This window comes from Streptomyces sp. NPDC101191 (assembly GCF_044767915.1).
Classification (GTDB): Bacteria; Actinomycetota; Actinomycetes; order Streptomycetales; family Streptomycetaceae; genus Streptomyces.
Map to the genome: position 1 here is coordinate 180,518 of NZ_JBIWOU010000011.1, position 21,614 is coordinate 202,131.

The 21,614-nt window shown below is 73.9% G+C and carries 7 protein-coding genes; 5 read left to right on the forward strand and 2 right to left on the reverse strand.

Going from position 1 to position 21,614, the window contains the following annotated elements:
• Positions 1-298 precede the first annotated feature (298 nt).
• Complete coding sequence (locus tag ACIRQF_RS33725; protein WP_404098221.1) at positions 299-1,882, forward strand: molybdopterin-dependent oxidoreductase; 1,584 nt, start codon at positions 299-301, stop codon at positions 1,880-1,882.
• Between the two features lie 91 nt (positions 1,883-1,973).
• Entirely contained in the window at positions 1,974-2,612 is a 639-nt protein-coding gene (locus ACIRQF_RS33730) for a fasciclin domain-containing protein (protein ID WP_404098308.1), read from the forward strand.
• Positions 2,613-2,766: 154 nt separating this feature from the next.
• Here ACIRQF_RS33730 and ACIRQF_RS33735 read toward each other — a convergent pair whose 3' ends face one another.
• Positions 2,767-3,636, reverse strand: a complete 870-nt coding sequence (locus ACIRQF_RS33735; protein ID WP_404098224.1) for a DUF4394 domain-containing protein — start codon at positions 3,634-3,636, stop codon at positions 2,767-2,769.
• 271 nt (positions 3,637-3,907) lie between these two features.
• Complete coding sequence (locus tag ACIRQF_RS33740; RefSeq protein ID WP_404098227.1) at positions 3,908-4,564, reverse strand: O-methyltransferase; 657 nt, start codon at positions 4,562-4,564, stop codon at positions 3,908-3,910.
• Positions 4,565-4,923: 359 nt separating this feature from the next.
• On the opposite strand from ACIRQF_RS33740, the gene ACIRQF_RS33745 reads away from it, so the two are divergent.
• The 3 genes from ACIRQF_RS33745 to ACIRQF_RS33755 all read left to right on the forward strand — a co-directional run bounded on the left by ACIRQF_RS33745 (position 4,924) and on the right by ACIRQF_RS33755 (position 21,599).
• Positions 4,924-5,793 carry a sugar phosphate isomerase/epimerase family protein gene (locus ACIRQF_RS33745; protein ID WP_404098230.1) on the forward strand — a complete coding sequence of 290 codons (870 nt, stop codon included), beginning with the start codon at positions 4,924-4,926 and terminating at the stop codon, positions 5,791-5,793.
• Positions 5,794-5,854: 61 nt separating this feature from the next.
• On the forward strand, positions 5,855-10,564 hold the full coding sequence (locus ACIRQF_RS33750) for a type I polyketide synthase (protein ID WP_404098233.1): 4,710 nt from the start codon (positions 5,855-5,857) through the stop codon (positions 10,562-10,564).
• Positions 10,476-21,599, forward strand: a complete 11,124-nt coding sequence (locus ACIRQF_RS33755) for a type I polyketide synthase (protein ID WP_404098236.1) — start codon at positions 10,476-10,478, stop codon at positions 21,597-21,599. The genes ACIRQF_RS33750 and ACIRQF_RS33755 overlap by 89 nt, the downstream gene beginning before the upstream one ends.
• Positions 21,600-21,614 lie beyond the last annotated feature (15 nt).

The window sequence follows — 21,614 nt, forward strand, 5'->3', positions numbered from 1 at the left end:
CGGCCCGACACGCGCTGAGCGTGTCCCCGGGCCGGGCGGGTCTGCTGCGGGTGGCCGTCGGCACAGCCACCCGCAGCACCGACGATTTCCAGCCGCCTTCCCGGTGACCGCCCCCGCGCCGGCCTGCCCCCGCGCCGGCCTGCCCCCGCACGCTCCGGACCCCGCACGCTCCGGACCCCGCACGCTCCGGACCCCGCACGCGCCGCTGCCGCGGCGACCTGACGGCAGCGCGAGCGCCCGGTTTCACTCTTTCGAAGGTCGTACCAATCCGCCGGGCGGGGGCTGCCGAACGCCAGGTGTGAGCAGCTTCCGCAGCAAACTCGTCCGCGCCGCCACCGGTGCCCTCGCCGGGCTTCTGGCCGCCTTCACGGCGCTGGCCTCTGCCGAACTGGTGGCCGGACTGGTGCGTCCTGCCGCAGGGCCGGTGACCGTCGTGGGCGGAGCGGTGATCGACCGCACACCGGCCCCGGTGAAGGATTTCGCGATCCGCACCTTCGGAGAGAACGACAAGACCGTCCTGCAGCTCGGGATCCTCTCGGTTCTCGCCCTCGTCGCCCTCGCCCTGGGCATCCTGGCCCTGTCACATCGGCGAGCAGGAGCCGCAGGCGTGCTGCTCTTCGGGGTCATCGGAGCGGTAGCCGCCCTCGGCCGCCCCGACTCCACCGGCATCGGCGACGTACTCCCCTCTGCCGCCGGAGCACTTGCCGGAGCACTCGCCCTCTACCTCCTTGCGGCGAAAGCCGCACGGGCCCCCGCCCCGTCCGGCGCCGGCGGGGAGAACGCCGCGGGCGGATGGAGCCGGCGTGGCTTCCTTACCGCGGCCGGCGTGACAGCCGTGGTGGCGACCTCGGCCGGGGCACTAGGCAGGTTCTTCACCGGCCGGCAAGGCCAGGGAGCCGTCGCCTCCCGCGAGAGCCTTGTTCTGCCCGAGCCTGCCTCTCCGGCGCCCGCCGTCCCGGTCGGCGTCCAGCTGAAGGTCCCCGGCATCACCGCCTTCACCACTCCGAACTCCGACTTCTACCGCGTCGACACCGCCCTGACCGTGCCCAAGGTCGACGCCGGAACCTGGCGGCTCCGTATCCACGGCAAAGGGGTCACCCGACCCCTCACCTACACCCTCGACCAGCTCTTGGCGCGCCCGCTCATCGAACGCGACATCACCCTGACCTGTGTCTCCAACGAGGTCGGCGGCCCGTACATCGGTTCCGCCCGCTGGCTGGGCGTCCCCCTCGCCGACCTGCTGAAGGATGCCGGCGTCATCCCGCCGTCACGCGGGGGGAAGGCCGATCAGCTGGTGGCCCGCTCCGTGGACGGCATGACCCTCGGTTCCCCGGTCGAGGACGTGATGGACGGCCGGGACGCGATGCTCGCGGTCGGCATGAACGGCGAACCGCTCCCCTTCGATCACGGCTTCCCCGTACGGATGCTCGTCCCCGGGCTGTACGGCTACGTGTCGGCCTGCAAGTGGATCACCGACATCGAGCTGACCACCTTCGATGCCTACGACCCGTACTGGGTGAAACGAAAGTGGGCCCGAAGGGCGCCGATCAAGACGCAGTCCCGCATCGACACCCCCAAGCCCTTCGCCCGCCCGCCCGCCGGCCCGGTCGTCATCGCCGGCGTCGCCTGGGCCCAGCACCGCGGCATCACACGCGTCCAGATCCGCGTGGACGACGGGCCGTGGCGGGACGCCGACCTCGCCGCACAGGCAGGCATCGACACGTGGCGCCAGTGGTCCTACCGCTGGAATTCCACCCCCGGCGGACACACCATCACGGTCCGCGCCACCGACGGCACCGGCCAGGTCCAGACCGAACAGCGCACCCGGACCATCCCCGACGGAGCGAGCGGCCGCCACAGCGTCTTCGTCACCGTCACATAGACCCCGGACACGCGTGCCCGGGCACTGAGCCATCCAGGTCAACTCCCCCGTAGAAAAAGCCCTTTGCAAGGAGCAATCGATCGTGAGCAGCATGAAGATCCGCCGCACCGCCATCGCCGTCGCAGCAGCAGCCCTGCTGCCCCTCTCCCTCGCGGCGTGCTCGGACTCCGACAGCGACACCAAGGGTGCACCCTCGAACGCGGCGGGCGACGAGGCACAGACCAGCGCGACGCCCACCGAGGAGGCCATGACCGGTGACCAGCCCTTCGGCCCGGCCTGCGCGGGCGTACCGAAGGAGGGCGCGGGCTCCTTCGACGGCATGGCCAAGGACCCCGTCGCCACCGCCGCGTCCCACAACCCCGCCCTGTCGACCCTGGTCACCGCGGTCAAGCAGGCCGGACTCGTGGACACCCTCAACAACGCCGAGAACATCACCGTGTTCGCGCCCACCAACGACGCCTTCGCGAAGATCCCGAAGGCGGACCTGGACAAGGTCCTCGCCGACAAGGCCACGCTCACCAAGATCCTCACCTACCACGTCGTCGGCCGGAAGCTCACCCCCAAGCAGCTGGAGAACGGCAGCTTCGAGACCCTCCAGAAGGGCATGATCACCACCAAGGGCTCCGGCGAGGACTACACCGTCAACGACACCTCCAAGGTCGTCTGCGGCAACGTCAGGACCGCCAACGCCAACGTCTACATCGTCGACACCGTCCTCATGCCGAAGTAACACCGCGCGCCCGCAGCGGCAACGGCCGCCGGCCCCGTTCCTCTTCCGTGAAGAGGGACGGGGCCGGCGGCATGGCCACAGTCCGCCCGCGCACGGCGCGGACGCGGGCCCGCGCGACGGTCCCCGGGCGCGGGCCCGGGCGCTCGAGGGCGGGCTACCTCTGGTTGACGGGCAGGGCCAGGTCGGTGACCTGGTACTTGGTGGGGAAGGCACCCTTGCCGACGGCCTTGCCCGTCAGTACGTCAACGGCGTACAGACGGTAGGAACCGCCGCTTCCGATGGCGGCGAAGCCGTGATTCATGCCGGTAGCGGCGTTGTAGTAGATGTCGAAGCCGGCGTCCAGGGCGGCGTCCACGCCGAGGCTGCCGGTGGGCGCGAGGGTGCCGGCGTTGGCGGGGGACTGCAGGGAGATTCGGTCGGCCACCGTGTCCAGGTCGAACAGGGTGGTCGCGGTCGCGGAGCTCAGGTCGTTGTTGGTGTAGGCGGCGCCGGTGACGCCCATGGCGGTCGACGGCGGCATCGTGGGGTTGGTGAGGGTGCCGTCGACGGTGGTGGTCAGCGGGGCGGCCGGGTCGTCGATGTTGTGGCGCAGGTTCTGTCCGGTGTCGGAGATGACCCGGAGCCGGTTGGCGGCGGGGTTGAAGTCCACGCCGAACGCGGTGCCCGCCGGCGCGACGGTCAGCTGGGAGACCTTCATGGCCCTGGCATTGGTGGTGTTCAGGGTGTAGACGCCGCCCTTGTCGCCGACGCCGTACAGCTTCTCGTTCTGGACGCGGAAGTCGATCCCGACGAGCCTGGTGTCGCCGGACAGCCCGGAGACCTCGCCCAGCGACCAGGTCCTGCCCGGCTTGTTCACGTCGAACTCGACGAGACGCTGGTCGCCGGTCAGGCCGATCGCGTGCAGGGCCCTGTGCTGCTTGGCGGGCAGCGTCTGCGGTGCGGCGCCGGACGCGGCCAGTGCGGGCGCCGCGCACAGGGCGGCCAGAACAGCCGCGGACACGGCGGTCAGCGTGCGGTTGCGCATGTTCACTCCTTCGTCGGGCCCCTGGACCGGGGTGGCCGAGGGCTCGTGAGGCCTTCGGCACCGCGGCTGCGGAGGACCGGTACTTCCGGCGGACGCCACCCGCATGGCGCAGCAGACGCCGCCCGGGCTGCGCCGGCCGGGTGCGGATACCGCGCGAGGAGCTGTCACGCCCCGCCGGATTCCGGCGGGAGTGGAGGAGGCTGACACCCGCACCAGGGCGCGGGCGCCCCCGCCGGAATCCGGCGGGGGCGCCCGGGTCTGCTCAGGACGTTCAGGACAGACGCGTGGACAGCACCAGACCGTCGCCGATGGGCAGCTCGACCGTGGCGTAGTCGGGACCGTTGACGTGCTCCAGGTACGGCTCCCACAGCCAGCGCGCGAGGTTCACGTCGTCGCCCAGCACCAGCGCGTTCGGGGCCAGCACCGGCTCCAGCATCTTCAGGACGGTGAGGTTGTCGTCCTTCCACGCGTCGAGGAGCAGCAGGTCGATGGGACCCTTGAGGTCGGCCAGCGTCTTCAGCGCGTCGCCCTCGCGGATCTCCACGTACTCGGTGAGCCCGGCCTCCGCGATGTTGCGGTTGGCGACCTCGATCTTGGACGGCATCACCTCGGTACCGATCACCTTGCCGCCGCCGTTGTCCTTCACACCGGCCGCCAGGTAGATCGTCGACACCGCGAACGAGGTGCCGAACTCGACCGCCGTACGCACGTTGCGGTTCCGGCACAGCAGGTACATCAGGTTGCCGATGTCCCGGTGGACCGGCAGATAGGCGTCCTCGAACATCTCGTTGAGGGCCTCGTGCCCGATCTGCTCCGGCGGCCGCCCGTCGGCGATCAGCTTCTGGATGGGGTCCGCGTCCTTGACCTTCTCGTCCTCGTAGAGGCGGTCGAGCAGTGCGCTGACGTTCTCGTTCTTCAGTGTCGTCATGCCACGCCTTTCGGGCGTTGAGGGAGCTGGCCGGCGTGGCCAGTCCGAGCGGAGATCGAATCGAGGAGAGCCCGTCCGGGCCCGGACCGGCTGCATCGCGGAGGCCTCGGTGACACATCCACCTGAGCACCGGGTTCGGCGACGAGGCTAGGGCCCCACGGCGCCGACAGGACCCCGGCCGGGGCGTCTTAGGGGGGCCGGTTCCACTGATCTGGGGTCCGGTCCGCTGGCGCCCCCGATCGGCCGGGTGGCTGAATGACCGAGGCCGGGACAGGTCCCTCCGCCCCGCGCCCCCGCGCCGGACTCGACCGGCGCCGCGGCCCCTCCGCCGACGATTGGACGAGCGAGTGGACGACCGAGTGGACGCACACGTGGACCGGCTGCGCGCGGGCCGGCTCTTCTTCGCCCACCACCATCTGACCGGATCGGCCTGGGGGCAGCCCGCCGTCCACCCCTTCCCCGAGCGGGCCGCCGCCGTCGCCGCCGCCGGTTCCACCGGCATCGGCTTCGACGCCCAGGAACTCACCCAGCTCGTCGCCGAGCACTCCGCCGACTGGGTCCGTGACGTCCTCGCCACCCACGGCCTGCGCATCGGCGAACTCGAGGTGCTGACCTGGTGGTGGGGCACCCGCGACGACGCCGACGCCTCCCGGCCGATGGCGGAGTCGATGTTCGCCCTGGCCGACGAGTTCGGCATCGGCCGGCTGAAGGCGTCCGCGGTGTTCCTGCAGGCGGGCGACCGGCCGCCGCTGGAGACGCTGGCCGAGCGGTTCGCCGTCCTGTGCGACCGTGCGGCCGAGCACGGCCTGCGCATCGCCCTCGAACCCGTCGCGGCCTTCCCGTACTTCGGCTACGCCGACGCGGCGCAGGTCGTCCTCGACGCCGACCGGCCCAACGGCGGCGTCGAGATCGACGCCTGGCACTTCTTCCGGGACCCGGACGGCTTCGCCGCCCTCGACCGGCTGGAAGGACGGCACATCACCGGACTCGAACTCTGCGACGGCGTCGCCGAACCGCAGGTGTCCCTCATGGAGGACTCCGCGGACGGCCGGCTGCTGCCCGGCACGGGCAGCTTCGACCTGCTGCGGCTGCTGGGCGAGGTCGAACGCAAGCGGCCCGACGTCGACCTGTCGGTGGAGGTCCTCTCCGCGCCGCTGCGGACCCTCTCCCCGGCCGAGAACACCAAGCAGACGGTGGCGGCGGTCGACGCCCTGCTCGACCGGCGCTGAAACGGCACCCCGCCCGCTCCCCAGCATCCCGTCAGTCAGTCATTCAGTCAGGACGGCTTCCATGACCCAGGCACCCCAGCCTCAGCAGGATGACAAGCTCCGTGACTACCTGAAGCGGGCGACCGCCGAACTGCAGACCACCCGGCGGCAGTTGAACTCGCTGAAGGACGCCGCACGCGAACCGGTCGCCATCGTCGGCATGTCCTGCCGCTTCCCCGGCGGGGTCGCCTCCCCGGAGGAGCTGTGGCGGCTCGTCGCCGAGGGCCGGGACGCCGTCTCCCCCTTCCCCACGAACCGGGGCTGGGACGTCGACGCGCTCTACGACCCCGAGCCGGGGGCCGAGGGCAAGACCTACACCCGGGCCGGCGGCTTCCTGCACGACGCGGACCGGTTCGACGCCGACTTCTTCTCGCTCAGTCCCCGGGAGGCCGTCGAGTCCGACGTCCAGCAGCGCATCCTCCTCGAACTCGCCTGGGAGGCCTTCGAGTCGGCGGGCATCGACCCCACCCTCGCCCACGGCAGCCGCACCGGTGTCTTCGCCGGGCTGGTCTACCACGACTACCCGGGCAACGCGAACATGGGCTCCATCGCCTCGGGCCGGGTCGCCTACACCTTCGGCTTCGAAGGCCCGGCGGTCACGGTCGACACCGCGTGCTCGTCGTCCCTCGTCGCCGTGCACCTGGCCGCCCAGGCCCTTCGCTCGGGCGAGTGCACCCTGGCGCTCGCCGGAGGCGTGAACGTCATGTCCGCCCCTGACGCCTTCGTCGAGTTCAGCCGGCAGCGCGGTCTGTCGCCGGACGGTCGGTGCAAGGCCTTCGCCGAGGCGGCGGACGGTACGGGGTGGGGTGAAGGTGCCGGGCTGCTGTTGCTGGAGCGCCTGTCGGACGCCCGCCGGCTGGGGCATCCGGTCCTTGCGGTGGTGCGGGGTTCGGCGGTCAACCAGGACGGTGCGTCGAACGGGCTGACCGCGCCGAACGGGCCGGCCCAGCAGCGCGTGATCCGGGCGGCGCTGGCCGGTGCGGGTCTGTCCGCCACCGATGTGGACGTCGTCGAGGGGCACGGTACGGGGACGCGCCTCGGCGACCCGATCGAGGCGCAGGCGCTGCTGGCCACGTACGGGCAGGGCCGGGAGGGCGGGGAACCCCTGTATCTGGGCTCGTTGAAGTCCAACCTGGGGCACACGCAGGCCGCCGCGGGCGTGGGCGGCGTCATCAAGCTGGTGGAGGCCATGCGGCACGGCGTCATGCCGCGGACCCTGCACGTGGACGCGCCGTCGTCCCAGGTCGACTGGTCGGCGGGGGCCGTGGAGCTGCTGACGGAGGCACGGGACTGGCCGGCGGCAGAGGACCGGCCGCGGCGGGCGGCGGTGTCGTCGTTCGGGGTCAGCGGGACCAACGCGCACCTGATCGTCGAACAGGCCCCCGAAGCACATGAGTCGGCTGCTCCCGAGGCCGGCGTCGGCGGACCGGTGCCGCTCGCCCTGTCCGCCCGGTCGCCGGAGGCGTTGACGGAGTCCGCCGCACGCCTGGCGTCCTGGTGGGCCGCTCGGGACGAGGTGGAAGTCCACGAAGTGGCCTCTGCGTTGGCGCACGGGCGGGCCACGCTGGAGCACCGGGCCGTCGTGCTCGCCGCCGGGCGGGACGAGGCGCTGGCCGGCCTGGCGGCGTTCGCGTCCGACGGGGCCGCCGCCGCCACCGGCCGGGCGACCGCGGGCGGGACGGGGTGGCTGTTCACGGGACAGGGGTCCCAGTGGCTCGGCATGGGCCGCGAACTGCACGCCGTGGACCCGGTGTTCGCGGCGTCCTTCGACGAGGCGTGCGAGGCCCTGGACCGGCATCTCGAACGGCCGATCCGTGAGGTGGTCTGGGGTGAGGATCCGTCGCTCGTGGACGCGACGGTGTTCACGCAGGCGGGCCTCTTCGCCGTGCAGGCCGGTCTGGTGGGGGTGCTGCGGCACTGGGGTGTGACTCCGGATGTGCTGGTGGGGCACTCGATCGGGGAGATCTCCGCCGCGTACGCGGCCGGGGTGTTCTCGTTGGAGGACGCGGCGCGTCTGGTGGTGGCGCGGGGGTCCTTGATGCAGGCGCTGCCCGAGGGCGGGGGCATGCTCGCGCTGGCCGCCGGTGTCGAGCGGGTCGAGGCCCTGATCGCCGGGCGGGACGTGGATGTCGCGGCCGTGAACGGGCCCGCGGCCGTCGTGGTCTCCGGCCCGGTGACGGAGCTGGAGCAGGTGGCTGCCGCGGCGGAGGAGACAGGGGTGCGGGCGACGCCGCTGGCGGTCTCGCATGCCTTCCACTCCCGCCTGATGGAGCCGATGCTGGAGGAATTCGCTCAGGTCGCCGCCACCGTCGCCTACGCGGAGCCCGGCACCCCCGTCATCTCGAACGTCACCGGTCAGGTCGTGTCGGCGGAGCTGACCGACCCGGGCTACTGGGTGCGCCACGTGCGCGAGGCGGTCCGCTTCGCCGACGGTCTGGCCACGGCCCGGGAACTCGGCGTGACACGGTTCGTGGAGGTGGGGCCGGAGGCCGTACTGACGGCCCTGGCGCGCCAGGGCCTCGACGGAGCCGCCGAGTCGACCTTCGCGCCGCTGATGCGGCGCCCGAAGGAGGACGGTCCCGGTGCTCAGTTCACGCTGCTGTCGGCCGCCGCCGCCCTGCAGGTGTCCGGTGCGGCCGTGGACTGGCACCTGCCCGCCCCCGCGCGCCGCCTCGACCTGCCCACCTACCCCTTCCAGCGCAGCCGCTACTGGGCCGACGCGCCGGTGACCGCACGGCATCCGGAGGACCGGGCCCGGCAGCAGCTGGATCAGTGGCGCTACGAGGTCGGCTGGGAGGCGCTGGAGGGGGACGGGTCCGCGGAGCTCACGGGGGACTGGTGGCTGCTCGTACCGGCCGGGAGCGACGACGTGGACGGCTGCCGGGTGTTCGGCGGCCTGACCCGCCGGGGAGCCCGGCTGACCGTCGTCGACGTACCGGAGTCCGACCGCGAGGACATCGCCGCGCTGCTCCGCGCCCGGCTGGCCGAAGGGCCCGCCCCGGCGGGGATCGTCTCCCTGCTCGGTGGTGAGCGGCGCCCGGGCGACTCGCCCGCCGCGTCGCACGGCCTGCTCGTCAGCGTCGCCACCGTCCAGGCCGTCGTGGACGTCGGGCTCGCCACGCGCCTGTGGTTCCTGACGACCGGCGCCGTCGCCGTCGCCGGCCCCGAGGAGCTGACCGCTCTCGACCAGGCGTCCCTGTGGGGCGTGGCCGTCGGCACCGCCCTCGACCACCCCGACGTCTGGGGCGGCATCGTCGACCTGCCCGTCGCGTTCGGCGAGGCCGACGTCGAGGCGCTCTGCCGTGTGCTCGCCGCGGGCACCGAGGACCAGGCCGCCGTCCGCGGCGGGACCGCCTACGGACGCCGACTGCGGCACGCCCTCGTCGCGGACCCGATCGCGGCGGCGTGGCGGCCGCGCGGGACCGTCCTGGTGACCGGAGGAACCGGTGGCGTGGGCGGCGAGGTCGCCCGCTGGCTCGCCGCGAACGGCGCCGAGCACATCGTGCTGGCGAGCCGCCGCGGGGGCGCCTCGCCCGAGGCCGCCGCGCTGGCCGAGGAGCTCACCGCGGCCGGCACCCCGGTCACGCTCGCCGCGTGCGACGCCACCGACGCCGACGCCCTGCGACGCCTCGTCGACGCCGTTCCCGCCGACCGGCCGCTGACCGCCGTGGTGCACGCCGCCGGCCAGTCGCAGCGGCTGGCTCCCCTGACCGAGCTGTCCACCGAGGAGTTCGTCGACGTGATCCGGGCCAAGGTGGCGGGCGCGTCGGCGCTCGACGAGGCCGTCGGTGACCGCCCCCTGGACGCGTTCGTCGTGTTCTCCTCCGGCGCCTCGGTGTGGGGCAGCGTCAACCAGACCGCGTACAGCACCGGAAACGCCTTCCTCGACGCCTTCGTCCAGGACCGGCGCCGACGCGGCAGACCGGCCACGGCGATGGCCTGGGGACCGCTCGACACCGGCATGCTCGACGCGGAGGCCGCGGACTACATGCGGCGGATCGGGGCGCCCCCGATGGTCACCGCCACGGCCCTGACGGCGCTGCGCCACGCCGGCGGTGCGGCGCCGGTCCACCAGGTGGTGGCCGCCTTCGACTGGGAGCGCTTCGCACCCACCTTCACGCTCGCCCGCCCCCGCCCGCTGCTCGACGCCCTGCCCGAGGTGCGCGCCGCGCTCAGCGGCGGCGAGGCCGGGGGAGAGGGCGGCGACTCCGAACTCGGGCACCGGCTGGCTTCGTTGCCGCCTGCCGGGCAGCTCAACGCGGTGCTGGACGTCGTCCGCACCCAGGTGGCGGCCGTCCTCGCCTACGCGGATCCCTCGACGCTCAGTCTCGACCGCCCCTTCGCCGACCTCGGTTTCGACTCGCTCGCCGCGGTCGAGCTGCGCGGCGGCCTCGGCAAGGTCACGGGGCTCGACCTGCCCAGCACCCTGGCCTTCGACTTCGCCAGCCCCGCCACCCTGGCCGAGCATCTCCGCTCACGGCTCTGCCCCGATCCGGCGGAGCAGGCCGCCGCGCTGCTCGACGAGCACCTGGCAGGTCTGGAGCGGGCGATCGAGGCGATGGCGCCGGCCGACCTGGAGGCCTCCGGGGCGACGACGAGACTGCGGTCCCTGCTCACCCGGCTCGACCAAACCGCCGACGACGGTGCACTCACCGACCGGCTGGAGTCCGCCACCGCGGACGACGTCTTCGACTACATCGACAGCGAGCTCGGTCTCGGCGCGAGCAACTGACCCGAAGGAAGCGGCGGAACCGATGTCCACTGACGGCAAGCTCCTCGACTACCTCAAGCGGGTCACGGCCGACCTCGCACGGACCCGGCAGCGGCTCGCCGAAGCCGAGTCCCGGGACCAGGAGCCCATCGCCATCGTCGCGATGAGCTGCCGCTACCCCGGCTCGGTGAACTCGGCCGACGACCTGTGGCGCCTGGTCCGCGACGGCGTCGACGCCACCTCGGACTTCCCGGCCGACCGCGGCTGGCGGGTCGCGGCGGCACGGCCCGCGGGTGCGGCGGACGCCCTCCGGACCGCCGGGCCGGCCGGCCGTCCCGACGCGCCCGGCTCCGCGGACCCGGCCTCCGCCGGGGACCCTTCCCGTCCCGCCGGCGCGGACGAGGACACGGGGGAGACGACCGAGGTCACCCGGGGCGGGTTCGTCACGGACGCCGCCCTGTTCGAGCCGGGCTTCTTCGACATCTCGCCGCGCGAGGCGGTCGCGATGGACCCGCAGCAGCGGCTGGTCCTGGAGACGGCGTGGGAGGCCTTCGAACGGGCCGGGATCGACGCCCACACGCTCAAGGGCAAGCGGGTCGGCACCTTCATCGGCTCCGGTCTGCAGGACTACGGCTACCTGCTCGAAGGCGCGCCCGAACTCGCGCAGACCTACCAGGCGACCTCCACGGCCGCGTCCGTGCTGGCCGGCCGCGTCGCCTACACCTTCGGATTCGAGGGCCCGACGGTCACCGTGGACACGGCCTGCTCGTCCTCCCTGGTGGCGCTGCACCTCGCGGCACAGGCCCTGCGGGCCGGGGAGTGCTCCATGGCCCTGGCCGGTGGTGTCATGATCATGTCCACAGCCGGGGCGTTCGTCGGCTTCGGCAAGCAGGGGGGACTGGCCGCCGACGGGCGCTGCAAGCCGTTCGCGGAGGCGGCGGACGGGACGGCGTGGGGCGAGGGCGCCGGTCTGCTGCTCGTCGAGAAGCTGTCGGACGCGCGCCGGCTCGGGCATCCGGTGCTGGCCGTGGTGCGGGGTTCGGCGGTCAACCAGGACGGTGCGTCGAACGGCCTCACCGCGCCGAACGGGCCCTCCCAACAGCGCGTGATCCGGGCCGCGCTGGCCAACGCGGGCCTGTCCGCCACCGATGTGGACGTCGTCGAGGGCCACGGAACCGGGACACGTCTCGGGGATCCCATCGAGGCGCAGGCGCTGCTGGCCACGTACGGGCAGGGCCGGGAGGGCGGGGAACCCCTGTACCTGGGCTCGTTGAAGTCCAACCTGGGGCACACGCAGGCCGCCGCGGGCGTCGCGGGCGTGATCAAGCTCGTGGAGGCCATGCGGCACGGCGTGATGCCGCGGACCCTGCACGTGGACGCGCCGTCGTCCCAGGTCGACTGGTCGGCGGGGGCCGTGGAGCTGCTGACGGAGGCACGGGACTGGCCGGCGTCCGTGGACCGGCCGCGACGGGCGGCGGTGTCGTCGTTCGGCATCAGCGGCACGAACGCGCACGTGATTCTGGAGCAGGCTTCCGAGGTGCCCGAGGCCTTTGGGGTGTCAGAGGAACCCCGGACGCCTGAGGTGCTTGAGGCATCGGAGGCATCGGAGGTCTCGGAGGCATCGAAGGCATCGAAGCTCTCGGAGGTCTCGGAGGAGTCTGAAGCCTCCGACGAGGTCGAGACGGCCGACGCGGCGGCGTGGGAGCAGGCCGTGGGGGTCGACGGTCCGGTGGCGGTCACCCTGTCGGCACGGTCACCCGAGGCGTTGGCGGAGTCCGCCGCCCGGCTGGCGTCGTGGTGGGCTGCTCGTGCCGGCATCGACGTCGAGGCGATGGCCTCGGCGTTGGCGTACGGGCGCGCCTCTCTGGAGCATCGTGCGGTGATCCTCGCTGCCGACCGCGAGGAGGCGCTGGCGAGCCTGGCCGCGTTCGCCTCCGAGGGGACCCGTGCGGTCACGGGGCGGGTGTCCGCCGGCCGGACGGCGTGGCTGTTCACGGGACAGGGCTCGCAGTGGCTCGGCATGGGCCGTGAACTGCACGGCGCCGAGCCGGTGTTCGCCGCCGCCTTCGACGCGGCGAGCGAGGCGCTCGACCGGCATCTTGAGCGGCCGATCCGTGAGGTGATCTGGGGCGAGGACCCGTCCCTGGTCGACGCGACGGTGTTCACCCAGGCCGGCCTGTTCGCCGTGCAGGCCGGCCTGGTGGCCGTGCTGCGGCACTGGGGCCTGAGCCCGGACGTGCTTCTGGGGCACTCCATCGGGGAGATCTCCGCCGCGTACACAGCGGGCGTGTTCTCGTTGGAGGACGCGGCGCGTCTGGTGGTGGCGCGCGGTTCGCTGATGCAGGCGCTGCCCGCGGGTGGCGGCATGCTGGCGCTGGCCGCCGGTCCGGAGCGGGTCGACGAGCTGATCGCGGGTCTGGGCGTGGACGTCGCGGCCGTCAACGGGCCTGCGGCGACCGTGGTTTCGGGACCGCTCGTGGAGCTGGAGAAGGTGTCCGCCCGAGCGGACGAGGCCGGTGTACGGGCGACCCGGTTGTCGGTCTCGCACGCCTTCCACTCGCGGCTGATGGAGCCGATGCTGGAGGAGTTCTCCCAGGTCGCGGCGGCGCTGTCCTCCCGCGAGCCGAACGCCCCCGTCGTCTCGAACGTCACCGGCCAGGTCGTGTCGGCGGAGCTGACCGACCCGGCGTACTGGGTGCGCCACGTGCGGGAGGCCGTGCGCTTCGCCGACGGTCTGGCCAAGGCCCGGGAGCTCGGCGTGACGCGCTTCGTGGAGGTCGGGCCGGAGGCCGTGCTGACCGCGCTCGCGCGCCAGGGTCTCGACGACGCCGACGAGTCGACCTTCGCGCCGCTGATGCGCCGCCCGAAGAAGGACGGCCCCACCGCCCGCACCACGCTCCTCACCGCGGCCGCCGCCCTCCACACCTCCGGCGCGGCCGTCGACTGGCACCTGCCCGCCCGGACCCGCCACCTCGACCTCCCCACGTACCCCTTCCAACGCCGTCACTACTGGGTCGAGCCCACCGTCTCGGTCGCCGACGTCGGTGCGGCCGGGCTCGACGCCGCCCAGCACCCGCTGCTGGGCGCGGCGGTCGGCGTCGCGGACACGGGGGGCGCTCTGCTGACCGGGCGCCTGTCCGTCGAGACGCAACCGTGGCTGGCGGACCACCGGGTCGGGGACGCGGTGTTCTTCCCGGGGACGGGCATGCTGGAGCTCGTCGTCCGCGCCGGCGACCAGGTCGGCTGCCGCCGGGTCGAGGAACTGACCCTGCACGCGCCGCTGGTACTGCCCCGGACGGGAGCCGTCCAGGTCCAGGTGACGGTCGGACCGGCCGACGAGCAGGGGCTGCACGCGGTCGCCGTCCACGCCCGCCCGACGGGGCCGGACGCTCCCGAGCAGTGGGTCCGGCACGCCTCCGGATCGCTGTCCGCCGCCGCGTCGTCCGTGGCCTCGGCGTCGTCGGTGCCGTCCGCACCGATCGCGCCGGAGGCAGCCGTCGCCTGGCCGCCTTCGGGGGCGCAGCCCATCGACATCGAGGCCCTGTACTCCGACCTCGCGGCATCGGGGCTGCGCTACGGCCCGGTGTTCCAGGGTCTGCGCCGGGCCTGGCGGCTCGACGACGAGGTCTTCGCCGACGTCGCCCTCGCTGACGTACGGGACGGGGCCGGGTTCGGCCTGCACCCCGCGGTGCTCGACGCCGCCCTGCACGCCGTCGCGCTCTCCTCGGCGAACGAGGGCGCCGCGGCGCTGCCCTTCAGCTGGTCCGGCTTCGAACTGCACGGCAGCGGGGCCGGCGCGCTCCGGGTCCGGATCCGGCCCCTCGCCGCCAACGAGGTCGCGCTGACCGTCGCCGACCAGGCGGGCCACCCGGTGGCCACCGCCGACTCCCTCTCCCTGCGCCCGCTCGCGAGCATCGACCAGCGGCCCGACGCGCCGCCGCTCTACCAGCAGACCTGGTTCCCGGTCCCGGCGCCGGTCGAACCGGTCGCCGTCGAGGAATGGCGGACACTCGACCCGTCGGCCACGCCGACCGGGGTGGTGCTGCTGCGGACGTCCCGGGGGAGCGAGCGGGACGTCGTGGCCGACGTCCACGCCCGGACCGCCGAAGTCCTCGGCGTGGTACAGCAGTTCCTCACGGAGCCGCGACTGTCCGCGGCCACCCTGGTCGTGCTCACCGAGGGCGCCGTCTCCACCGCCGGAGAGCCGGTCGCCGATCTGGCGGGAGCCGCCGTCTGGGGTCTGGTCCGCTCGGCGCAGTCGGAGAACCCGGACCGCTTCGTGCTGGTCGACGCGGACGCCGACCGTGCGGGCCGGGCCGACGGCGGCGCCGACGAACGGGGGGCGACGGGTCTCGCCGTCGCCACCGGCGAGCCCCAACTCGCCCTGCGCGGGTCTCGCCTGCTCGCCCCACGACTGACCCCCCTGTCCGCCCCGGTCGAGCGGCCGCCCGTCTTCACCACGGACGGCACGACGCTCGTGACCGGTGGCTTCGGCGCGCTCGGCGGACGCCTGGCCCGGCATCTGGTGAACGCCCACGGAGTACGCCGCCTCCTGCTGGTCGGCCGCCGGGGCGCCGAGACCCCGGGCGCCGCCGCACTCCTCGACGAACTGGCGCGGTCGGGAGCACAGGTCACCGCTTCCGCCTGCGACCTCTCCGACCGCGACGCGGTCGCCGGCCTGCTGGCCGCGATCCCCGCCGACGCGCCGCTGACCGCGGTCGTCCACGCCGCCGGCGTCCTCGACGACGGCGTGATCCCCTCACTGACGCCCGAGCGACTCGACGCCGTGCTCGCCGCCAAGGCCGACGCCGCGCTCCACCTGCACGAACTCACCCGCGACGCCGACCTGTCGGCGTTCGTGCTGTTCTCCTCCGCCTCCGGCCTGCTCGGCGCACCCGGCCAGGGCAACTACGCGGCGGCCAACACGCTCCTCGACGCGCTGGCCGAGACCCGCCGCGCGCGGGGACTGCCCGGCCTGTCGCTCGCCTGGGGCATGTGGGCCGTCGCCGACGGCATGGCCGACAGCGACGAGCCGGCCGCATCCGGAGCGCTGCTCGGCCACACCGCGGAGCAGGGGCTCGCCATGCTGGACGCGGCCCTGCACTGCGCCCCTGCCCTCGTCGTGCCGCTCCGGCTGGACCTCGCCGGACTCCGCCGCGACCCGGAGTCGCTGCCCCCGATGTTCCGCGTGCTGGCGCCGGTCCGCCGGCGCCGGGCCGGGAGCGGCCGCGCCACCGACGCGTCCGGGCTCCGGCGACTGCTGCAGGACGTCCCCGAGACCGAGTGGGAGCGGAGCCTGCTGACCCTGGTCCAGCGCGAGGCCGCGGCCGTGCTGGAGTACCCGGACCCCGCCGCCATCGAGGCGACGAAGGCCTTCCGCGACATGGGCTTCGACTCGCTGGCCGGCGTGGAACTCCGTAACCGCCTCAACACCGCCACCGGCCTGCGGCTGCCCGCCACGCTGGTGTTCGACCATCCCGAACCGGCCGTGCTGGCCCGCTTCCTCCGGGAGGAGGCCGCCGGCCCGGCCGCCGGCGCCGCGACCCCGGCACGCCTGACCGGCGCCCTCCCGGACGCCGAACCCCTCGTCATCGTCTCGATGGCCTGCCGCTACCCGGGCGGCGTCACGTCCCCGGAGGACCTGTGGCGCCTGGTCGCCGAGGGCCGCGACGCGGTCTCCCCGTTCCCCGCCGACCGGGGCTGGGACCTCGCCCGGCTGGTGGACCCCAGCCGTACGGTGCCGGACACGTCGTACGTCGACCACGGCGGCTTCCTCCACGACGCCGATCTCTTCGACGGCGACTTCTTCGGCATCAGCCCCAACGAGGCGCTGATCATGGACCCGCAGCAGCGCCTGCTGCTGGAGACGTCCTGGGAGGTGTTCGAGCGGGCCGGCATCGACCCCGGCACGCTGAAGGGCAGCGACACCGGGGTCTTCACGGGCGTCATGTACCACGACTACCCCCACAACACGGCGACCGGCGCGATCGCCTCCGGCCGGGTGTCGTACGTCTTCGGCTTCGAAGGCCCGTCGATGACCATCGACACGGCCTGCTCGTCGTCGCTCGTGGCCCTGCACCTGGCCGCCCAGGCGCTGCGGTCGGGGGAGTGTTCGCTGGCCCTGGTCGGCGGGGTGACGGTGATGTCCACGCCGGAGACCTTCGTCGAGTTCAGCCGTCAGCGCGGACTCGCCGCCGACGGGCGGTGCAAGGCCTTCGCCGACGCGGCGGACGGTACGGGCTGGTCGGAAGGCGTCGGTCTGCTGCTCGTCGAGAAGCTGTCGGACGCGCGCAGGCTCGGACATCCGGTCCTCGCGGTGGTGAGAGGTTCGGCGGTCAACCAGGACGGTGCCTCGAACGGCCTCACGGCGCCGAACGGGCCCTCCCAGCAGCGCGTCATCCGGGCCGCTCTCGCCAACGCCGGCCTGTCCGTGAGCGATGTGGACCTGGTGGAGGGGCACGGCACCGGCACCCGCCTCGGCGACCCGATCGAGGCGCAGGCGCTCCTGGCGACCTACGGGCGCGACCGGGACGGCGGGCCGCTGTACCTGGGATCGCTGAAGTCGAACCTGGGCCACGCCCAGGCCGCGGCCGGGGTCGGCGGCGTCATCAAGCTCGTGGAGGCGATGCGGCACGGCATCATGCCGCGGACGCTCCACGTGGACGCACCCTCGCAGCAGGTCGACTGGACGGCCGGAGCGGTGGAGCTGCTGACCGAGGCGCGGGCGTGGCCGGCGGCGGACGCCGATCGCCCCCGCAGGGCGGCGGTGTCGTCCTTCGGCATCAGCGGCACCAACGCGCACGTGATCCTGGAACAGGCCCCCGAACAGGCCCCCGATCCGGTAGGTGCGCCCGAGGTCGAGGGACAATCCACGGGCGACACCGCGGTGGCGTTCACCCTGTCCGCGCGCTCGCCGCGGGCCCTGGGCGAGGCGGCCGGGCGGCTGGCGTCGTGGTGGTCGGCGCACACGGACGTCGCGGCCACCGAGGTGGCCGCCGCCCTCGTACGGAGGCGGGCCTCGCTCGACCACCGGGCGGTGGTGGTCGCCTCCTCGCGCGAGGAGGCGCTGACGCGGCTGGCCTCGTACGCCTCCGAGGGGACCGGCGCCGTGACGGGCCGGGCGGCGACCGGCCGGACCGGGTGGCTGTTCACCGGGCAGGGGTCGCAGTGGCTGGGGATGGGTCGTGAACTGTACGCGGTGGAGCCGGTGTTCGCGGCTGCGTTCGACGAGGCGTGTGAGGCGCTGGACCGGCATCTGGAGCGGCCGATTCGTGAGGTGATCTGGGGCGGGGACGCGTCGTTGGTGGATGCGACGGTGTTCACGCAGGCGGGTCTGTTCGCTGTGCAGGCGGGTTTGGTGGGGGTGCTGCGGCACTGGGGTGTGGTCCCGGATGTGTTGGTGGGGCATTCGATCGGTGAGATTTCCGCCGCGTATGCGGCGGGGGTGTTCGGGCTTGAGGACGCGGCGCGTCTGGTCGTGGCGCGGGGGTCGTTGATGCAGGCGCTGCCGGAAGGCGGCGGCATGTTGGCGCTGGCCGCGAGTCTCGAACGGGTCGGGGGGCTGATCGCCGGGCTGGGCGTGGACGTCGCGGCCGTCAACGGGCCCGCGGCGGTCGTGGTGTCCGGCCCGGTCGCGGAGCTGGAGAAGGTGGCCGGCGCGGCGGAGGAGGCCGGTGTCAGGGCGACGCGGTTGTCGGTCTCGCACGCCTTCCACTCGCGGCTGATGGAGCCGATGCTGGAGGAGTTCGCCGAGGTCGCCGCCACCCTGACCTACGCCGAGCCGAACGTGCCCGTCGTCTCCAACGTCACGGGGCAGGTTGTGTCGGCCGAACTGACCGACCCCGGCTACTGGGTGGGGCACGTGCGGAACGCCGTGCGCTTCGCCGACGGACTGGCCGAGGCCCGGGAGCTGGGGGTGACCCGGTTCGTGGAGGTGGGGCCGGAGGCCGTACTGACGGCCCTCGCGCGCCAGGGTCTCGACGGAGCGGACGAGCCGACCTTCGCGCCGCTGATGCGCCGCCCCAAGCCGGACGGCCCGACCGCCCGGGTCACGCTGCTGACCGCGGCCGCCGCCCTGCACGCCTCCGGTGTCGCCGTCGACTGGCACCTGCCGGAGCCCGTCCGCCACCTCGACCTGCCCACGTACGCCTTCCAGCGCAGCCGCTACTGGTTGACCGGGCCGACGCAGGCGTCCGTCGGCGTGGGGGCGGCGGGTCTGCGGGAGACCGGGCACGGGCTGCTGGCCGCCTCCGTCACGACCGCGGACGGCGCCGCGACGGTGCTCACCGGCCGGATCGGCGTGAACAGCCATGCCTGGCTGGCGGACCACGCGGTGGGCGGGGTGGTGCTCGTACCCGGTACGGCTCTGCTGGACATGGCGCTGTACGCCGCCGACGTGACCGGGTACGGCGAGGTCGGCGAGCTGGTCATCGGGCAGCCCCTCACGCTGCCGGCCCAGGGGGCCGCGGACGTCCAGGTCCAGGTGACCGCCGCCGGCGACCAGGCGGAACTCACCGTCCACTCCCGCCCGGCCGGTGACACGGAGACCCCGTGGACGCCACACGCCACGGGCACCCTCACCCTGAGCGCCGCACCGCCCCCGGCTCCCGCGGCACCGGACACATGGCCCCCGACCGAGGCCGTGTCCATCGACGTGTCCGACGGATACGCGGAGCTGCACGAGCTGGGGCTGCAGTACGGCCCGGCCTTCCAGGGCCTGCGCGCGGCCTGGCGGCACGGCGAGGACGTCTACGCGGAGGTCGTGCTGCCGGAGGGCGTCGACGTGGCGGGGCACACGGTGCACCCCGCGCTGCTCGACGCCGCCCTGCACGCCGTCGCCCTGCTCGACAGCGACGCCGGAGGGGGCACCGTACGGCTTCCGTTCGCCTGGTCCGGCATCGCCCTCCTGGCGGAACGGCCGAGCCACCTGCGGGTCCGCCTCACCCTCGACGGCGCCGGTGTACGACTGCGGGCGTGGGACCCGGGCGGGCAGCCGGTGCTCGCCGTCGACTCGCTGGCCCTGCGCGAACTGTCCGACGCGTCACCGGCCGCGCCGACCGCGGCCGTGGACGGCCTCTACGAACTGAGGTGGATCTCGCGCGGGCCGCTCGCGTCGCCCGGGAGGACGCCGACGAGCGGTCGGGTGCTGGACTTCACCGAGCTGTCCGCGGACGGGGAGGTGCCGGAACACGTCGTGCTGCGGACCGGCGGCGGAGATCCCCGTGAGGCCGTGCACACCGCCCTCGCGGCCCTGCAGGACTGGCTCGCCGACCCGCGGACGTCCGCGTCGACGCTCGTCGTCCTCACCCGCGGAGCCGTCTCGGTCGCGGGCGAGGACGTCCCGGACCTGGCCGGCGCCGCCGTCCGCGGACTGGTCCGCTCGGCACAGGCGGAGAACCCGGGCCGCATCCTCCTCGTCGATGTCGATGTCGATACAGATACAGATACGGATGCGGATGCGGATGCCGATGCCGACATCGACGTCGGTGCTGACCCGGATCGAGACACCGGCACCTACGGCGCCGACCTCCCCTTCGGTGTGCTGACGGGCCTCGACGAGTCCCAACTGGCAGTCCGTGACGGCCGGGTATTCGCCGCCCGACTGCTGCGCGCCACCGTGCCGCCCGCGTCGCCCGACCCGTTCGCGTCGCCCGCGTCGCCCGCGTCGCCCCACCCGTCCGCGAGCCCGGAGGCGCTCCCCGCCGTCGCCGGGTACGGCGACGGCACCGTGCTCGTCACCGGCGCGACCGGCAACCTGGGCCGGCTCTTCTCCCGGCACCTCGTCGCCGAACGCGGCGTACGCAGCCTGCTGTTGGTGGGACGCCGGGGAGCGGACGCGCCGGGGATGCCCGAGCTCGTCGAGGAGCTCACCGCACTGGGCGCCCACGTCAGCGTGGCCGCCTGCGACGTCGGCGACCGCGCGGCCCTCGCCCGCGTGCTGGCCGGTGTCTCCGAGGACGCCCCGATCACCGCGGTCGTCCACTCCGCCGGCGTGCTCGACGACGGCGTGATCGCGTCGCTGACGCCCGAACGCGTCGACACGGTCTTCCGGCCGAAGGCCGAGGCCGCGTTGCACCTGCACGAGCTGACCCGGGACATGGACCTGTCGGCCTTCGTCCTCTTCTCCTCGGCGGCAGGCGTGCTCGGCGCGCCGGGGCAGGGCAACTACGCCGCCGCCAACGCCCTGCTCGACGCCCTCGCCGGGCACCGCCGCGCCACCGGCCTGGCCGGCCAGTCGCTCGCCTGGGGGCTGTGGTCGCTCGACGGCGGCATGGCCGGCGAACTCGGCGAGGCCGACCTCCAGCGCCTCCGCCGGGCCGGCATCGAGCCGCTCTCCGAGAAGAGGGGCACCGAGCTCTTCGACCGCGCCGGCGACTCCGACCGGCCGCTGCTCGTACCCATGCTGCTCGACACCTCCGCGTCCGGCGAAGGCGAGGTGCCCGACCTGCTGCGCGCCCTGATCCGGCTCCCGGGACGGCGCCTGGTCGCCGCGGCCGCCGACCGGGGGGCCGCGCTGCGCGAGCGGCTGGCCGGCCTCGCTCCCGCCGACCGCCTCGACCGCATCTCCGACCTCGTGCGCGGACAGGCGGCGGCCCTCCTGGGCTACTCCGGCCCCGAGGCGATCGACGCACAACGCCCCTTCGGGGACATGGGATTCGACTCCCTGGCGGCCGTCGAGTTCCGCAACGGCCTCGGCACGGCCACCGGCCTGCGCCTGCCCGCGACACTCAGCTTCGACTACCCGACCCCGGCCGGCCTGGCCGCCCACCTCGCCGAACAGCTCTTCCCCGAGGGACGGTCCGACGCCACCGCGGAGCAGGACGTGCGGTCGGCCCTGCAGAGCATCCCGCTCGCCCGGCTGCGCGACGCCGGCCTGCTCGACACCCTGCTCCAGCTCGCCGGTCGCACCGGCATCGACTCCACCACCCCGTCCGCCGGCTCCGAGACCGACGACGCCGGCTCCGGCGCCGTGGACGTCGACGCCATGGACGCGGACGCCCTGATCAACCTGGCGCTCGAGGGCGCCGACTTCGACGACGTCGCCGAGGATGCGTGAGGCTGCGATGACCGG

What these genes read in the sequence shown, in the direction of transcription:
- ACIRQF_RS33730 (WP_404098308.1), top strand. Translation starts at nt 1,974, where the DNA reads ATGAAGATCCGCCGCACCGCCATCGCCGTCGCAGCAGCAGCCCTGCTG.
- ACIRQF_RS33735 (WP_404098224.1), bottom strand. Translation starts at nt 3,636, where the DNA reads ATGCGCAACCGCACGCTGACCGCCGTGTCCGCGGCTGTTCTGGCCGCC.
- ACIRQF_RS33740 (WP_404098227.1), bottom strand. Translation starts at nt 4,564, where the DNA reads ATGACGACACTGAAGAACGAGAACGTCAGCGCACTGCTCGACCGCCTC.
- ACIRQF_RS33750 (WP_404098233.1), top strand. Translation starts at nt 5,855, where the DNA reads ATGACCCAGGCACCCCAGCCTCAGCAGGATGACAAGCTCCGTGACTAC.